The organism is Bacteroides sp. AF25-38AC (assembly GCF_003602995.1).
In the GTDB taxonomy this organism is placed as follows: Bacteria; Bacteroidota; Bacteroidia; order Bacteroidales; family Bacteroidaceae; genus Bacteroides; species Bacteroides uniformis.
This window is the reverse complement of record NZ_QTMD01000017.1, coordinates 71008-89104: the sequence shown is the minus strand read 5'-3', so window position 1 is coordinate 89104 and position 18097 is coordinate 71008. Positions and strand designations below refer to the sequence as shown.

Genomic DNA, 18097 nt, shown 5'->3' with positions numbered 1-18097 from the left:
CTATTTTGTTTTTATTTATTCTGATCCCTTTCTATAATTCCAATCACATCTTCATTTGTCTTGATAATCCGCTCCATATCCTTATTCAGACGGATACGGAATGCCCAGATACGGAAATAAAAGAACAAGCCTATCGGGAAAACAATACCGCAGAGCAAGTTTAACCAATAATTGCGGAACGGACGGACATGCGCATGGATGGGGATGACCGGATAGGTGTTCAGCGCTGTCAACAAAGTAACGGATCTTGTATTCGACATCTCATCTATCAGACTTTCCAAACGTTCGTTAATATCTTCCACTGCCTCATCCTGGCTATCAGTCATCCACAATTTAAAGTAATTGGGAGCACGTTTCAACCCCTTTCTATCAGCATATTCACGACAGTCTACGGACAAAGCCTTCAGCTCTTCCGGAATACGTGTATAATCAGGATCATGGATGATTACTTCCTTACGGAACAGATGGCGTACACTGCGAATACCCACAACCTTCTTGAACCAATTTATATAAGCATCAGCATTCAATACCACTGAATCATTGTTGGATTTATATGTCAAGAACGCACCCAATGGAGCCAAGACAGCAGTACTGGTCCACATACCCATCCAGACAACCCACTGTCCGTCACGGGCCATCTTATACCCCGTATTGTTGATGATGTAATAGATAATAAAAATCAATACAGAAACCACCACCGGCATTCCCAAGCCTCCTTTACGGATAATTCCTCCGAGTGGCGCACCAATAAAGAAGAAGATGAGACATGCCAGAGAAAGAGTCAGTTTCTCATGCCAGGAAGTCATGTGCCGTCGAAGGCTGCTTTCAGTCTGCGATATATTAAAGCTCTTAAAACTCCAGTCACTCCCCGCACTCTCTGCACGGCTGACGGCCGTGGATATAACCTTCTGTTTCTGCATCAGTGTAGCCACATTGTAGAGGCTGTCTACATTGTACTCACCTAAATAGGCCTTTTCAATCTTCAATGTATCCTCTTTAGACAAGCTGGCTGTCACCTTATAAGTTCCTGCCATAGCTTCTTTATAATAACCACGTCCCACACTGTCATTCTGCAATTTCATGGAATCAATATCCGCCTGCAGCATTCTCATATCCTTACTGTTGGACTGATTACTCATGATACCTGCATCCACCATATTAAAATCCGAATTGAACTCAATGATTGCATGCTTTTCGCGGAATGTCTCACGCCGGTAAGGCACATTCCTTTGGTTCATGTTCTGCGATTTCAAATTCTCAAACTGCTCACCACTGTATAAATGCAAATATAAATGCTGTTTGTCAGCCGTCATCTCCAGACGTCCCGAATCAGACTTGATAATTTGAGCATTCTCAAAACCTTTCTCAAAATTATATATCAGTACGTCATACAGCATACCAGTTTTGCGGTTCTTATGCTTCACATACAGATTATAACCATCTATTTCATCGTAGAACACACCTTCAGGAATATCCACTTCGGGAGATTTCTGCTTCATGGAAATAAGCAAAGTCCATAATTTTGTTTGGGCTTTTGGTCCTATGACATTTTGGAAATAGAAAGAGACACAACAGATGAAACAAATAAAGATAATCAGGGGCCGCATGATTTTCAATAAAGAAATACCGGCTGCCTTCATGGCAAGTAATTCAAAACGTTCTCCGAAATTTCCAAAGGTGATAAGGGCAGCCAGCAGAATAGCCAGCGGCAACGACGCAGGTACCAACGAAAGCGCAGAATAAAAGAAAAACTGTGCAAGGACAGTCATCTCCAATCCTTTTCCTACCATTTCGTCCACATACCTCCATAAAAACTGCATCATAAAGATGAAGAGGCAGATGAAGAAAGTACCCATAAAGAGCATGCAAAAGCTCTTCAAAACAAATATATCTAACTTTTTTATGCGCAGCATTTTACTCGTTTCATGCAATGAGAGCACAAAAGTAGTACAAAAAAGGGAGTACGGGAAATTTTTAATCTAAAGTTAACTAAAAACCACAAGTTCTTCGCAAAGTATCCACTTGCGATTCCCATAATTCACGCGAATCACCCACCTCGTCTATATCGGCAAAGTCTGTTATCTCCAATACGAAATCATTGGTCAACTCATTGTTTGTCATCTTCAGTTCAAAGTATTCTCGCTCGTTCTCATCGTCCAGCCAGCGGAAGCGGATGAATGAATACGCCCGCACGGCAATAATCTCGGCATCACGTTTTTCTGTTTTTCCCCAAAAAAAGGTTACTGTTTTATCGTCTGACTGAACCCTATCAGCAAACCAGCCCTCCAAACCAGTAGGGGTACTTATCGCTGCCCAAAGAATACTTTTAGAAGTCGCATTCAAGAGATATTCCAAATGTATTTTCTTTCTTTCCATAGTCTATTCTGCTTTTTATTGCGCCAGCCAAGATAAATACTTTTTTCTAATTACAGAAAATAAATCATCAAATTTATTTATACCTCCCTTTCCATACGCCCCTAATTCATTGATAATGTTATACAAAGACTTTTAATAAAAAGTACTGCAAACCACTTCAGCACCCTATCAGCAAAAGAAAAAGCAGAAAATATCCATAAAAGTTTTGGCAATTTAAATAAAAGCTATATCTTTGCACCCGCAATCGAGAAATGATGGCGGGATAGCTCAGCTGGTTAGAGCGCATGATTCATAATCATGAGGTCCCCGGTTCAATCCCGGGTCCCGCTACAAAGAAGATTTAGACTGTTAGGAGGCTTCCACTCTTGGCGGTCTTTTTTGTTTTTAATACTCGTTTTTTACTATGGTTTGTTTTCAAATTATAGTAAAAAGGAAAATATGAATACAAACAGTTGATATATGGATAGTCCTCTTGCATTTTAAGCCACTAACTTTGTGTGCAAATATCAAGTGACTATTATGAAAAGACAACTGTTCACATTTTCCTTTCTGTGTCTGCTTGCACTAGGTACAAGAGCACAAGATACCCTAACCTTGGAGGACTGCCTCAAAATAGGTATCGAAAACAATTTGTCCTTACAAAGCAAACGGAAGGAAATACAAAAAGGGAAATACGGCATCTCTGAGAATCGAGCCAAACTACTGCCCCAAATCAATGGTTTTGCCAACTATAACGACAATATCGATCCACCCGTATCCGTTACCGATGGTTCAGCGTATGGCAATCCCTATAATGTAACCCAAACTTTGCAATACAACGCCAACTTCGGATTACAGCTGCAGATACCACTTTATAACCAAACACTCTACACCACTCTGTCCATAGCTAAAACCATGGATGAGATGAATCGCCTTTCTTATGAAAAGGCAAGAGAAGACCTCATCCTTCAAATTAGTCAAATGTACTACCTAGGACAGGTTACAGCTGAACAGATTATTTTGATAAAAGCCAACATCACTCGCCTAGAAGAGTTGAGAGATATCACTCAGGCCTTCTATGACAACGGTATGGCTATGGAAGTAGATGTGAAACGCGTCAACATCAACCTGGAGAACCTCAAGGTGCAACACGACAACGCACAAGCCATGATGGAACAGCAACTGAACCTACTGAAATACATCATCGACTATCCGGCAGAAGAAAATATAGCACTGGTACCGGTGAATACAGAAATGATTACGCCCGCAGCACTCACCGGGCTATCTGAAACACTATATGAACTACAGCTGCTGCAATCACAGAAACAACTCGCAGAGCAACAAAAAACAATAGTCAGCAACGGTTACATCCCCTCCTTGAGCTTGACGGGAAGCTGGATGTTCTCTGCCTATACGGACAAAGCTTACCATTGGTTCCATTCCGGCCCTTCCAACCATTGGTATCGCTCCTATGGAGTGGGACTCTCCTTGCGCATTCCCATTTTCGACGGACTGGACAAACGCTACAAGATGCGTAAGGCAACCATTGACATAGAGAACATCAAACTCGCTCAAGAGAATACCCGAAAAAATCTTCAGACACAATATCTGAATGCTACCAATGACCTGATGAACAGCCAGCGTAACTTTAAGAAGCAGAAGGACAATTATCTGCTTGCTGAAGATGTATATACCGTTACCATGGACCGTTATCGGGAAGGAATCGCCTCAATGACCGAAGTGTTGCAGGACGAAATGCGGATGAGCGAAGCCCAAAACAACTATATCAGTGCCCACTACAATTACCGGATAACCAATCTGACTTTGCTGAAGCTGACGGGACAGCTGGAGACGTTGAGCCCCTCAATTCATTAAAGAGGAAGATGAATAGAGCCCGTATTCAAGGACGGATGTATATATAATAATAAGTAAACAATATAATATAGAAAATATGGAAACAAAAGAGAACAATAACACCGCAAGTACCCACCAAGAAAAAGCACGGAAATTGAAGAAGCTTCGCCGTTGGCAAATCGTTGTCAGCCTATTAGGAATAGTTATCCTTATCTGGGGAATTATTCAAGTGGTCTGCCTCTTTTTGAACTACAAACGGACGGAAACCAGTAATGATGCACAGATTGAACAATACATATCTCCCGTCAATCTGCGCGCATCAGGATATATCAAGAAAATTTGTTTCACAGAACACCAAGAAGTACACAAAGGAGATACCTTACTTATATTGGACGACCGGGAATATAAAATCAGAGTCATGGAAGCTGAAGCTGCACTCAAGGATGCACAAGCCGGTGCCACAGTCATTGGTGCCACACTACAAACCACGCAAACTACAGCCTCTGTCTACGACGCCTCCATAGCAGAGATAGAAATCCGCCTTACCAAGCTGGAGAAAGACCGCCAACGATACCAGAATCTGGTGAAGAGAAACGCTGCCACCCCCATTCAATTGGAACAGATAGAAACCGAATATGCAGCTACCCACAAGAAGTTGGAAGCCGTGAAACGACAACAGAAAGCTGCCTTGTCGGGTGTGAACGAAGTGTCACATCGCCGTGAAAATACCGAAGCTGCCATACAACGGGCAACAGCCGCACTCGAAATGGCACGACTGAATCTCTCCTACACCGTAGTAGTAGCTCCTTGTGATGGGAAATTGGGGCGGCGTACTCTTGAAGAAGGACAATTCATCACTGCCGGACAAACCATCACCTACATTCTGCCTGACACACAAAAGTGGATTATAGCCAACTACAAGGAAACCCAGATTGAGAATCTGCACTTGGGACAAGAAGTAGTCATTACCGTCGATGCCATCAGCGACAAAGAATTCAAAGGAAAAATCACTGCCATCTCCGGAGCCACCGGCTCCAAATATTCCCTAGTGCCCACGGATAATTCTGCCGGCAACTTCGTGAAGATACAGCAACGCATCCCAGTCCGCATCGACTTTACCGATTTGTCCAAAGAAGACAACAGCAGCCTTGCCGCCGGTATGATGGTAATAGTCAAAGCGAAAACAAAAAAATAGGGATTAAGGATTAGAGGTTAGGGATTAAGGCAACCAACTCCTTAATCCTTACCCCCTAATCCTTAATCTTTAACCCTTAATCCCTAACCCCTTAACCCTTATCCCCATGCCCTCATACCCCAAGAACTATCCTTTCTACAACTGGGTACCCAAACCGGTAGGTATCATCATCCTATTCGTATTCTTTTTGCCGATACTGACTGTGGGCGGTACCTACTCGGTGGCAAGCACCGAAATGATGAGCGAACTCGGCATCATTTCCGAGCATATCCAGTTTGCCAACTTCGCCACTTCCATTGGCATGGCAGCATTCTGCCCTTTTCTGTATAGGCTGGTAGTCATACGCCGGCAGAAAATGATGTGCCTGGCAGGATTCTCCCTGATGTACATCTTCAGCTATATCTGTGCCAAGACAGACAGCGTTTTCCTGCTGGCACTATGCAGCATCTTTATGGGATTCCTACGAATGGTGCTGATGATGGTCAACCTCTTCACCCTCATAAAGTATGCAGGGCATATCGAGGCGTACGACAAAATTACACCCGGCAACGAGCCCACAACTGACGAAGGCTGGGACAAGCTGGACATCGAACGGAGTGCGGCACAACCCGCCATCTATCTATTCTTCATGGTACTGGGGCAATTGGGAACCTCGCTCACCGCCTGGCTCGCTTTTGAATATGAATGGCAGTACATACACTACTTTATGATGGGGCTACTATTACTTTGCATCCTCATCACCTTCATTACTATGCCTTATCATAAATATACCACCCGCCGTTTCCCCATCAACTTCAAGCAGTTCGGCAATGCCTCCATCTTCTGCATCACACTAGCCTGCATTACCTACGTGCTTACTTATGGCAAAGTGCTCGACTGGTACGATGACCCAACCATACAATGGGCCACAGTCTGCGCCATCATTGCTGGCGGCATATTTCTCTATATCGAGTCTACCCAGCGCAATCCTTACTATCAGCTCGATGTATTCAAACTGCGTACCATCCGTATGGGTTTCCTATTCTATTTTCTGTTAATGGTACTGAATTCCAGCGCCATGTTTGTCAATGTATTCACGGGCATAGGCATGAAACTGGACAACTTTCAGAATGCCACCCTGGGCAACTGGTCCATGCTGGGCTACCTCATCGGCGGTATAGCCACTATCTGGCTCAGCGTAAAAGGCGTACACTTCAAATATCTCTTTGCCGCCGGTTTCCTTCTATTGGGGCTTTCCGCCATGTTCATGTATTTCGAGGTACAAGGTGCAGGACTGTACGAACGGATGAAGTATCCGGTCATCATCCGCTCCACCGGCATGATGTTCCTCTACTCGCTGATTCCAACCTACGCCACCCAACGCATGCCTTACAAATATCTTTCTTCCTGGATATGTACCATGATTACCGTACGCATGGTATTGGCTCCCTGCATCGGAGCCGCACTCTATACGAATGTGCTGCAAGAACGCCAGCAGCACTACGTCACCCGCTATGCACAGAATGTAGACATGTTGCACCCCGAAGCGTCCGCCTCGTTTACCCAAACCGTACAAGGCATGCAATATCAGGGAAAAAGCAAACAAGAAGCAATCAACATGGCTGCCATATCCACCAAAGGACGCATCCAGGTGCAGGCCACCCTCTCTGCTGTAAAGGAAATGGCAGGATGGACACTCTATGCCTGCCTGATTTGCATGATATTTGTGCTTGTCGTGCGGTATCCTAAACGAAAATTACTAACTTAGCAGACAATTTTCGGTACAACCTGTAATTTTGTCTGTTATGGATACTCAACAAGAACGTTTATCCCACTTGGACCGCGCATTGTCCAACGGAGAAAACATTTGTAGTTCAGAAGGTATGCTCTGCTCCTTCCCTGCCTCCTTGAAGAAACCTTTCATGATTAATGGAGCAGGACTGATGGTCTGCCGCCAGGGCAACTTCACCTTTTCGCTCAACATGAAGGTATTCTCGGCCCAGGCAGGCGAAACAGTTTTCATTCCGGAAGATTCCCTCTTCCAAGTGCTGAGCGAATCGGAAGACCTGCAACTATTCATATTCATTTACCAGATAGAACCGATAAGGGACATCATAGGCAATTCAGTGGCAACCATGTACCTATACATGCAGCTCCGGACCGAACCATGCTACGTATGGAACACCGGAGACGAAGAAGAAGTCCTGAAATACATGTCCTTACTGGACAATACCCTGCACTTAGACAACAACACCTTCAACGACAACGAACAAAGGCTGCTTCTGCTGGGACTCACATACCGCATCTGTTCCATTTACAACCGTAAACTGATGAACCTTAAAACAACGGTTGGCCACAAACATGAAATTTTTATCCGGCTGATTCAGTTGATAGATGCGCACTACACGGAAGAACGCGGTGTAGAGTTTTATGCAGACAAACTCTGCTTATCACCCAAATACCTCTCTGCACTATCCAAGTCCGTCTGCGGATTCACCGTGCAGGAACTGATATTCAAATCCATCATCCGCAAAAGCATCTCACTACTCAAGAACACCCAGAAAAATATCCAGGAAATCGCCGATTTCTTCAATTTTCCCAATGCTTCTTATTTTGGTACATTTTTCAAGAAACAAACAGGCATGTCTCCGCAACAGTACCGCAAAAAATAGAAAACGTTACGCTTTCAACCGGATAACGAAGCGGCTCCCCTTACCCAGCTCACTCTGAACAGTCAGTGTACCGCCATGCGCTTCCACAAAGTCTTTCGAAATGGAAAGTCCTAAGCCACTACCTTGCACTTTAGTGCCCGGCACTCGGAAATAACGGTCAAAAATGCTCTGGTGATAACGCGGGTCGATACCTTTTCCAAAATCCTGCACATACATTTCCACAAAATCCTCGTCATGCTTGGCGCCGATAACCACCCTCCCGTTCTCTTTGGAATAGCGGATAGCATTACTCAACAAATTGGTGAGTACCCAAGCAATCTTTTCGCTATCGACAAACAATTTAGGCATTTTTTCTTCCGGATACTCCACTTCTATCTGAATGCCGAATTTATCAGCCTGTACCTGATTAGCCTTGATGGCATACTCTATCAGTTCAATGGGCTTTGTTATTTTAGGCATCATCTGCAGTTTACCGGCTTCTACCTGCGTCATGTTCAGTAGTTCTCCGGTAATCCCAAGAAGGCGATCAGCATTTTCCTTAATGCTGTTCGATAATTGCTCCTGCTCGTCGTTCAACACCCCTACCCGTTTGTCCTCCAACAACTGCAGACTCATCAGAATAGCGGATATAGGCGTTTTCAGTTCATGAGAAATAGTCGAGATAAAAGTAGTCTTGGCACTATCCAATTCTTTGAATTCTGTAATATTTTTCAGTAAAATCACATCGCCAAGATTATGAGGTTCGTCATCATCAGCCTCTGCATTTATAATGGTAATGTAAGAAGCTTTAAAGTAACTCTCCTTATTGTCTGCATAAATCTTCAACGGTTCTTTCTTTTCACCCGGATTTACCAATTCACGAACTAAACGGCGGAGCAAATCATTCTTCAAAGAAAGCTCCTCAGCCGAACGGCGAATTACCTCTTCCCGTTTTAAATTCAGCACAGTTAAAGCCTCATTATTGATAAAGAGAATTTCCCTATTACGGTTCAAACCAATAATAGGTTCATCAATACTATTCACAATAGCCTCAAGAAATTTCTTAGCAGAAAGTATGTCGTTCAGCGTACTGGCGCGATACTCCGTCAGTCGTTCCGCCATCCGATTAAAACTATCAGCCACTTCACGAAATTCCTCGCGTCCACTCATATCCAGACGTTTCTCATAATTATGGTTCGCTATTTCAAGAATCCCACGCGTCAGTTCTTGAATAGGTTTGCTGATGGAACGGGGAAGCCATACCAACAATATGATACTGGCAAAAATACATACCCCACCTATCACAGAAATCCAGAGCAATGCACGTTGCAATCCCGGTACAGCAGCAGGACTATCCGGCTCTGTAGCCGTCAGTATCTGTAGATTCACCACAGAAAGAGCAACCAACAAAATAATCATTCCAGCCAATACCCCTACACTGAGTATCAATTTTGTACGAATATTCATAATGTTCCTAAGAATTAATATTATGCAAGTATAATCAAATCTATGTTTACTTGTGCCAAATCACGCACAAATTTTCGGTATTTCAATATCATGAACAATGATTTCGGAAAAGAAAGTGACGGACTTCCCATGCAGACAGTTGTTATCTGTTTCTCCCTACAAGTATCAACAATGCTTCCCAGCACATCCGGCGATTGCACCTGAACGACCTCCCCTCCCAGTTCGGTCACCAATTTGAAGTGGTTCAATAAATACCTTTGATTTGCCAGACCGATGCGGTCAGTACTTTCTCTGGGAGTCTGCACATAAAGGGCAACAAACGAAGTATTGTAGCGGGTTGCCAGACGTGCAGCTTTACGAATGATGCGTCGTGGTGTTTTCTCGTTGCTGCTGATACATGCCAGAAATCTCTCATGACGGACTCCCACACTGGTAACCACTTCATTCTCCACTTTCTTTTCCACCCGTAAAGCCACCTCTTTTAAAGCCAGTTCACGTAATTGGAGAATATTTTCCGTTTTAAAGAAATTGTTCAAGGCAGTAGAGACCTTTTCCGGCTTGTAAATTTTTCCAGCTTTCAGACGGGCTATCAATTCTTCCGCAGTCAAGTCAATATTCACCACCTCATCTGCCTCTTGCAAAACGCTATCGGGAATACGTTCCTTCACCTCAATACCCGAGATGCCTTGTACTTCTTCATTGACACTCTCAATGTGCTGGATGTTAACGGCAGAAATCACATTGATACCCTCATCAAGCAAATCCATCACATCCTGCCAGCGTTTCTCATTCCGGCTACCTTCCACATTGGTATGTGCCAGTTCATCCACCACTACTATCTCAGGGTGTATCTGGATAATGGCATCCAAATCCATTTCTTCCAGCTCTTTCCCTTTATAGAATATCTTACGACGAGGAACAACGGGCAATCCTTCCAACATAGCATCCGTACCGGCACGCCCGTGTGTCTCTATATAGCCTATCTTCACATCTACTCCGTTGTCAAGTAACTCGTGTGCTTCCTGAAGCATACGATAAGATTTACCTACACCAGCAATCATGCCGATGTAGACTTTGAACTTGCCACGCCGCGACTTTTTAATCAAATCAAGAAAATGCTGTACGCTTTCTTCCCTACTCATTTCTTCTGTTTTTTTACTTGTCTTATATATGCCATATAACCCGTAACGATCATCACGACCGCCACGGGCATCCAACACTAATTCATGAGTTCTAAAGTTATATCTAAATAAATCATGGCCTTAAAGTAAAGCCGAATACCAGATGTGCATCTTCCATACGAGGGTTCCAAATGGCTTGTGCAAATACAGGTATTGAGAAATTGTCAGTAATCTTGATTTCCGTAATACCTTTCAGTGCCACATTGGTTACGGCAAACCCGCTGTTAGGAACGCCATATACTCCTACCCCAGCTTCATAAGGCAGAAATCCGCAAGTCAGGTTCAAATCTACAGACTTAACACTGAACGGATAGTTGAGTTCAACATACGAAGAATAATTCTGCCTGCCTTTATCATCTTTGTCAGCTCCGGCAAACATAGTGTACCAAGCGATTGACAAAGGAAACTTTTCAACCGGCAATGTATAGGCTAATCCCGCTTCAAAGTGATGAGCTGTTTCGTGGCTCTTAAAATTAAAATACTTTCTTGCTCCTTGTCCGCCCCACCACAAGCTGGCAACAGAAAAAGTTAGACCTGATTCTCCCAAAGCATAGGCAGCCGTCAAATCAATCTCCTTAGCCGCAGCCCCTTCCCCTGAAGAAACTCCGTCAAAATCGGTAGAGCCCCATGCCGTCAAAGAAAAATCACCGACCCCAAAACCCAAAGTGGGCTGAAAACTGACTCCCGTCTGGTAAAAGCCGCGCCAAACATAAGAACTGACTAAATCACCTTGTATTGTAAATTCCTGAGCTTGCACTTTGCCGGTTCCCATAAAACAAGCAGCTACCATACTCGCAAAAACTAGAATTGATATTTTTAAACTTTTCATATCCAACTATTTATTTACCATTACTAATCAATCGTTGAAAGGCAGGAAGGAAGTTTCGGCTCCCCCTGTAAAATGACAGTCTTTCGCTGCCTGAACAGAAATACTTCCGCTCCTGCCCATAACACATGACAAACACAACTAAAAAATTATTTATTCTGATCGGCTTCTTCTAATGCAATGTTCAGTTCCAGCACATTGACAGTTTCCGTACCAAACACCCCCAAAAAGGGTTTGCTGATGTTCTTGTCTACAATGGCTTTCACTTCAGCCTCGTTCATGCCACGTGCCTGAGCCACACGCTTCACTTGTACATAAGCACAAGCAGGTGTGATATGTGGGTCTAGACCGGAACCACTGGCGGTTACCATTTCAGCAGGCACATCCTTGCGGCTCAGATAAGGATGATGTACCAGAAAAGTATCGATACGGGCTTCCACTTCTGCCAGGTATTCATCGTTCGTAGGTCCCTTGTTACTACCACCCGAAGCATCGGCTGTATAATTACCCGCAGATGGGCGTCCCCAGAAATAAATATCTTGCGTAAACATCTGGCCTACATTGGCTGCACCTACCACTTTACCATTGAGTGTTGCCACCTCTGCATTTCCCTTGTTGGGACCGGCGAACTGTGCAAATATCCACAAAACAAGGATATAGAACAGAGAGAAAAATATGCAAAATGCAATTGTTATTTTAAATGATTTCCAAAGAGTTTTCATTTTATCCAAGTTTTAAAAAAACAGACTAACTATCATATCTATCAGTTTGATGCCGACAAACGGAGCAATGACGCCACCCACACCATAAATCAACAGATTGCGACGAAGTAGAGCACTGGCACCGATCGGCTTATACTGAACACCTTTCAAAGCCAACGGAATCAAGATAGGAATAATGATAGCGTTGAATATGACAGCCGAGAGAATGGCCGTTTCAGGGCTATGCAGTCCCATAATGTTCAGAGGAGCCAACTGAGGGATGGCTACCATAAACAAAGCAGGGATAATAGCAAAGTACTTGGCAACGTCGTTCGCAATGGAGAAGGTAGTCAACGTACCGCGTGTCATTAACAACTGTTTGCCAATCTCCACAATTTCAATCAGCTTCGTCGGATCGTTGTCAAGGTCCACCATGTTACCAGCTTCTTTGGCTGCCTGCGTACCGCTGTTCATTGCCACACCCACATTAGCTTGTGCAAGGGCGGGAGCGTCGTTTGTACCGTCACCCATCATAGCCACCAGCTTACCGGCCTGCTGTTCTTTTTTGATATATTCCATCTTGTCTTCCGGCTTGGCTTCAGCAATGAAATCATCTACTCCAGCTTTCTCTGCAATATATTTGGCTGTCAAAGGGTTGTCACCGGTCACCATCACAGTTTTCACACCCATCCTGCGAAGACGCTCAAAACGTTCCTGAATGCCCGGTTTGATAATATCCTGCAACTCAATTACCCCAGTAACTTTCTGATTGACACATACCACCAGCGGAGTTCCACCGTTGCTGGTAATTACAGCAATCACCTCTTCAATCTCTTTCGGGAACTTATTTCCGGCATTTTCCACAATCTTGCGAATAGCGTCGAATGCGCCTTTACGTATCTGAGTACCATCCTGCAAATCCACACCCGAACATTTTGTTTCGGCTGTAAACTTAATCATATGAGCACCGGTAGTATTCAAATCACGCATACGATGACCGTTTTCACGTCCCAGTTCAATGATAGACTTACCTTCCGGAGTCTCGTCAGAAAGTGAGGACAACAAGCAAGCCTCTACGAACAAATTCTCGTCAACACCCGAAGCCGAATGAAACTTAGTAGCTTTACGGTTACCGATTGTAATGGTGCCAGTCTTGTCTAGCAACAAGGTATCAATGTCACCGGCTGTTTCTACCGCCTTACCGGATTTGGTGATTACATTAGCGCGCAAAGCACGGTCCATCCCAGCAATGCCGATGGCAGAAAGCAGTCCGCCGATAGTAGTCGGTATCAAGCAGACAAACAAAGAAATGATGGCTGCAATGGAGATATAAGTTCCCGGATGGTCAATATTCGTATAGTCAGCCATAGGAATCAACGTCACACATACAATGACGAATACCAAGGTGAAACCGGCCAGAAGAATAGTCAATGCTATCTCGTTCGGAGTCTTCTGGCGAGTAGCGCCTTCTACCAAAGCAATCATCTTGTCAAGAAAGCTCTCACCCGGTTGCTGCGTCACCAATACCTTGATTTTATCAGAAAGAACTTTTGTACCACCAGTTACGGAACTCTTGTCACCACCGGCCTCACGGATAACCGGAGCAGATTCACCGGTAATGGCACTTTCGTCAATGGAGGCCAAACCTTCCACAATCTCACCGTCGGCAGGAATCGTATCTCCTGCTTCACAAATAAAATAGTCGCCTTTCTTCAAACGTGAACTGCTAACGGTATGGATTTTACCGTCAACCAGCACTTTAGCCGGAGTCTCTTCACGGGTTTTACGCAAGCTGTCAGCTTGGGCCTTACCACGCGCTTCAGCGATGGCTTCAGCAAAATTAGCAAACAGCAACGTCACAAACAAGATGACGAATACCAAGAAATTATATCCGAATGCTCCATATTCCGAAGTACCCAATGAAAGGAAACAGACAATCAGCATGACGACTGTTACGACTTCCACCGTAAACATAATCGGATTCTTTATCATCACCCGTGGATTCAGCTTCACGAATGATTGCTTCAAACTTTCCATTACTTGCTCCTTCTGAAACAAAGAAGCTGATTTATTATCTTCCATACCTATGAAATTACTTTTTACAAACTACTATTACAAACTGAAATGTTCAGCAATCGTACTCAATGCATGTGCCGGGAAGAATGACAAGGCAGCCACAATAAAGATAACGGCAAAAGTCATCACACCGAAAGTTACTGTATCCGTCTTCAGCGTACCGGCACTCTCCGGAACATATTTCTTTCCGGCCAACAGACCAGCAATGGCTACCTGACCTACGATAGGCAGGAAACGTCCCAAAATCAACGTCCAGCCGGTAGTGTAGTTCCAGAAGTAAGTATTGTCGCCCAATCCTTCGAAGCCGGAACCATTATTGGCCGCAGCCGAAGTATATTCATAAAGCTGCTCACTCAGTCCGTGGAAACTGGGATTATTCAACCAGCCGCCTTCACCTGCCACAAATTCAGGATAATGAGCGAACAAAAAGCAAGAAAGTGCCACACCGCCCAAGATGATAAGCGGATGAAGCAGTGCCACAATGGTAGCAATCTTCATTTCACGCGCCTCTACCTTCTTACCGAGAAATTCCGGAGTACGTCCCACCATCAGTCCACTGATGAATACGGCGATAATGATGAATGTATAATAGTTCATGAAACCTACACCCACACCTCCAAACCACGTATTAATCTGCATGTTCAGCATTTCCATCATACCGGAAAGAGGCATCGTTGAATCATGCATACCATTCACAGAGCCATTGGAAGTAACTGTAGTCACAATACTCCAAAGAGCAGTAGCAGCAGACCCTAAACGGACTTCTTTACCTTCCATTGCTCCATTGTCTTGGGCAATTCCCATCTCATCAATGCGCGGATTACCTCCCATCTCCTGCGAAACATTGATGCAAACACCGACAAGAAAAGCAAAAAGCATTACGCTATAGATAGAGTAAGCCATCTTCTTACGTTTGATGTAAAAGCCGAGTGCAATCACCATAGACATTGGTATAATTAGGATAGACCAACATTCTGCAATATCTGTCAAGTAAGTAGGATTTTCCAACGGATGTGAAGAGTTACATCCAAAGTAACCGCCACCGTTCGTACCCAATTGCTTGATAGGAACAATCGCTGCCGTAGGACCTTGTGAAACCAACTGGGTTTGTCCTTCCATCGTCTGAACTTCCAGCTTACCATCAAATCCCATCGGAGTACCTTGTAGAATGAGGATGAAGCCCACAATCAACGAAAGCGGTAATAATACACGGGTACAGCTCAAAACCAAGAACTTCCAGAAGTTACCGATAGTCTTCGTCGATTTAGCAGCCATACCCTTCATGATACCTGCCATAGCTGCCATACCGGTAGCGGCGGTAATGAATTGGAACAACATAATGACGAACAACTGTGTAAAATATGTCAGTCCGCTTTCACCGGAATAATGCTGCAAATTACAGTTCACCATAAAACTGATACATGTATTGAATGCCAGATCCGGTGTCTGGTTAGCGTTTCCATCCGGATTTAACGGCAACCACTGCTGTGTACAGAGTAGCACCATGCCCCATACAAACCAAAAGGCATTCAGAATCAGCAGGGCTTTCAAGAACTGTTTCCAGTTCATCTCTTCCTCCGGATTGACTCCGGCCACTTTATAAATCAATCTCTCGACCGGCTTCATGAAATCCGACCATGTCTTTTCGCCTTTGTAAACCTTGGCAATATACTTTCCCAGAGGATAGGATATCACAATCAGCAGAACAATCTGCAAGGCTACACCTAAAATTTCAGTGTTCATTTCTCCACTCTCCATTCATTAAAACTTTTCGGGTCTTATCAGCACATAAGTCAGATACCCGAACATTACAATACCTAATACAAATAAAGCTGTGTACATAATTCTCTCTTTTAAATCTTCTCAAACCAATCTACGCATTTCCAGAAAAGCCAAAAGGCGAACAAACCGCTCAATAGGCAAAAAATAAATGATACTGTTATTCCCATGTTTTTACCTTTTAAAATGTTACTACATATTTTTGTCTGCCAGGAATGTGCCAAATATGTACCAAAAAGAGCGCATATACCATACACCATTAATTATCAACAGAATACATACTAAACAAGTATAAAAAGAAACAGGTTGCACCCTTTCAAAATGAAAAGGTGCAACCTGTTTTGATATGTTTTAGCCCATAGGCACTTTCTGCTTCTAAGCCTGTTTCAAGAATAATCTTGCCACGGTCCTATATCGAAGGTACCTCAGTCGTATACTGAGCCCCCTATTATAGATCTGAGATCTTGTATTCCTCAATCTTCCGATACAACGTCGTCAAACCTATTTTCAATAACCGGGCTGCTTCTGTCTTATTCCCCTTTGTATACTCCAGTACACGGGCAATGTGCCGGCGTTCCATAGCTGAAAGTTCAAAACTGCCGGGACTTGAATCATTGGAGTGTTCATAATGGGCATTCTGAATATCAAACGGCAAATCAGCAATGTCCAGATATCCGCTCTCGCAAACAATCATACTGCGTTCTATCACGTTACGTAATTCACGAATATTTCCCTTCCACGGTTGGGAGTCCAATGCTTCAAGAAATGCGGGAGCTATTTCAACCACCGGACGCGCCAGCTGTTCCGCAAAACTCTTTATAAAAGCCTTCGCCAACAGCCGGATATCACCTGCACGTTCGCGCAATGGCGGCAGATGTATCTGAAATACGCTTAATCTATAAAACAAATCCTCGCGGAAACGTCCGGCAACAATCTCCTGGGACAAGTTGCGGTTCGTAGCGGCAATGATGCGGACATTGACACGGGTAGGTTTCGTATCACCTATCTTAATATACTCACCGGTTTCAAGAATACGCAGCAACTTGGCTTGCAGTTCAAACGCCATCTCACCGATTTCATCCAAAAAAATAGTCCCATTATTCGCTTCCTCGAACAGTCCCTTCTTATCCTTCAATGCGCCGGTAAACGAACCGGCTTTATGACCGAACATTTCACTTTCCAGCAACTCCTTGCTGAACGAAGAACAGTTAACCGCTACAAAATTCTGCCGTGCACGCTTACTACTGTAGTGGATGGCCTGGGCAAATACCTCCTTACCCGTGCCCGTTTCTCCAGTCAACAGTACAGGAACATCAGTCCCTGACACCTTCTGAGCTAATGAAACAGCATCCTTCAGGACTTTGGATTCTCCCAGGATAGAATCAAAAGAGTACGTCTGTCCCACCTTCTTCTCCAGTTTTTCCAACCGCACATTCATACGCGCTTTCTCTACAGCACGGCTTATCAGAGGAATAATCTTGTTATTATCGTCTCCCTTGGTGATGTAGTCGAAAGCACCGTTCTTGATGGCCTGCACCCCATCGGGAATATTGCCGTGCGCTGTCAGCAGAATAACTTCCACATTGGGTGCCGCCTTCTTGATAGCCAACACCAGGTCTACCCCATTTCCATCGGGCAGAAACACATCACACAAAACTACATCGGGATTTTGGAGTTCCAGTTGCTTCAGGGCAGCCCTGCAATCACCAGCCTGACAGACGTCATATCCCTCCAACTCCATCATCCGTGTCAGAAGGGTACGGATTTGTACCTCATCATCAATGATTAGAATCTTACTCATATCTATTCGATAAGTTTTTAAACTGATAACGGTAAAAAACAGGGTGTGCAAATATAGGCTTTTCCCAAATACCAACGGCATATCTTTTGAACTTTTATAGGTGAAGGGGCAAGAGCCTGCCACCAACCGGGATATGAATATCCCACCACAGCAATGCCACAGCGGCATTATGCAGGCCTAGTCCCAGTGAAAGCCCCTCATGCCTCCCCCTTCCATTTTGGAAAGAGGCCAC

Annotated in this window: 14 protein-coding genes and 1 tRNA gene; 5 read left to right on the top strand and 10 right to left on the bottom strand. The window is 44.2% G+C overall.

Features of this window, described 5'->3' with window-relative positions:
• Window positions 1-11 precede the first annotated feature (11 nt).
• Both DWY55_RS13075 and DWY55_RS13070 read right to left on the bottom strand, forming a co-directional pair.
• Window positions 12-1913, bottom strand: coding sequence for an LptF/LptG family permease (locus tag DWY55_RS13075; RefSeq protein ID WP_005824727.1), 1902 nt, complete (start codon window positions 1911-1913; stop codon window positions 12-14).
• Between the two features lie 76 nt (window positions 1914-1989).
• On the bottom strand, window positions 1990-2376 hold the full coding sequence (locus DWY55_RS13070) for an START-like domain-containing protein (RefSeq protein WP_005824726.1): 387 nt from the start codon (window positions 2374-2376) through the stop codon (window positions 1990-1992).
• Between the two features lie 256 nt (window positions 2377-2632).
• Here DWY55_RS13070 and DWY55_RS13065 point away from each other — a divergent pair.
• The 5 genes from DWY55_RS13065 to DWY55_RS13045 all read left to right on the top strand — a co-directional run bounded on the left by DWY55_RS13065 (window position 2633) and on the right by DWY55_RS13045 (window position 8055).
• Window positions 2633-2706: transfer RNA gene (locus tag DWY55_RS13065), tRNA-Met, on the top strand.
• 189 nt (window positions 2707-2895) lie between these two features.
• Window positions 2896-4230, top strand: a complete 1335-nt coding sequence (locus tag DWY55_RS13060) for a TolC family protein (protein WP_005824723.1) — start codon at window positions 2896-2898, stop codon at window positions 4228-4230.
• A gap of 76 nt (window positions 4231-4306) precedes the next feature.
• On the top strand, window positions 4307-5404 hold the full coding sequence (locus tag DWY55_RS13055) for an HlyD family secretion protein (RefSeq protein WP_117878899.1): 1098 nt from the start codon (window positions 4307-4309) through the stop codon (window positions 5402-5404).
• A 106-nt stretch (window positions 5405-5510) separates the two neighbouring features.
• Window positions 5511-7151, top strand: coding sequence for an MFS transporter (locus DWY55_RS13050; protein WP_117878901.1), 1641 nt, complete (start codon window positions 5511-5513; stop codon window positions 7149-7151).
• A gap of 37 nt (window positions 7152-7188) precedes the next feature.
• The gene (locus tag DWY55_RS13045; protein ID WP_034525423.1) at window positions 7189-8055 is read left to right on the top strand and encodes a helix-turn-helix domain-containing protein; all 867 of its coding nucleotides are present in this window, start codon (window positions 7189-7191) and stop codon (window positions 8053-8055) included.
• 6 nt (window positions 8056-8061) lie between these two features.
• Here DWY55_RS13045 and DWY55_RS13040 read toward each other — a convergent pair whose 3' ends face one another.
• The 8 genes from DWY55_RS13040 to DWY55_RS13000 form a co-directional block, all read right to left on the bottom strand.
• A complete protein-coding gene (locus tag DWY55_RS13040; RefSeq protein WP_005824715.1) occupies window positions 8062-9501 on the bottom strand; it encodes a sensor histidine kinase in 1440 nt (479 codons plus the stop codon).
• Window positions 9502-9521: 20 nt separating this feature from the next.
• A complete protein-coding gene (locus DWY55_RS13035) occupies window positions 9522-10643 on the bottom strand; it encodes a sensor protein KdpD (protein ID WP_005834862.1) in 1122 nt (373 codons plus the stop codon).
• 112 nt (window positions 10644-10755) lie between these two features.
• Entirely contained in the window at window positions 10756-11511 is a 756-nt protein-coding gene (locus tag DWY55_RS13030) for a hypothetical protein (protein ID WP_034529308.1), read from the bottom strand.
• Between the two features lie 146 nt (window positions 11512-11657).
• Entirely contained in the window at window positions 11658-12230 is a 573-nt protein-coding gene (locus DWY55_RS13025; RefSeq protein WP_005834858.1) for a K(+)-transporting ATPase subunit C, read from the bottom strand.
• Between the two features lie 12 nt (window positions 12231-12242).
• The gene (kdpB, locus tag DWY55_RS13020; protein ID WP_117878903.1) at window positions 12243-14291 is read right to left on the bottom strand and encodes a potassium-transporting ATPase subunit KdpB; all 2049 of its coding nucleotides are present in this window, start codon (window positions 14289-14291) and stop codon (window positions 12243-12245) included.
• Between the two features lie 30 nt (window positions 14292-14321).
• The gene (gene kdpA, locus DWY55_RS13015) at window positions 14322-16028 is read right to left on the bottom strand and encodes a potassium-transporting ATPase subunit KdpA (protein WP_009037805.1); all 1707 of its coding nucleotides are present in this window, start codon (window positions 16026-16028) and stop codon (window positions 14322-14324) included.
• An 18-nt stretch (window positions 16029-16046) separates the two neighbouring features.
• On the bottom strand, window positions 16047-16094 hold the full coding sequence (locus DWY55_RS22635; protein ID WP_353795016.1) for a potassium-transporting ATPase subunit F: 48 nt from the start codon (window positions 16092-16094) through the stop codon (window positions 16047-16049).
• Between the two features lie 418 nt (window positions 16095-16512).
• Window positions 16513-17865 carry a sigma-54-dependent transcriptional regulator gene (locus DWY55_RS13000; RefSeq protein WP_008662930.1) on the bottom strand — a complete coding sequence of 451 codons (1353 nt, stop codon included), beginning with the start codon at window positions 17863-17865 and terminating at the stop codon, window positions 16513-16515.
• Window positions 17866-18097: the final 232 nt, after the last annotated feature.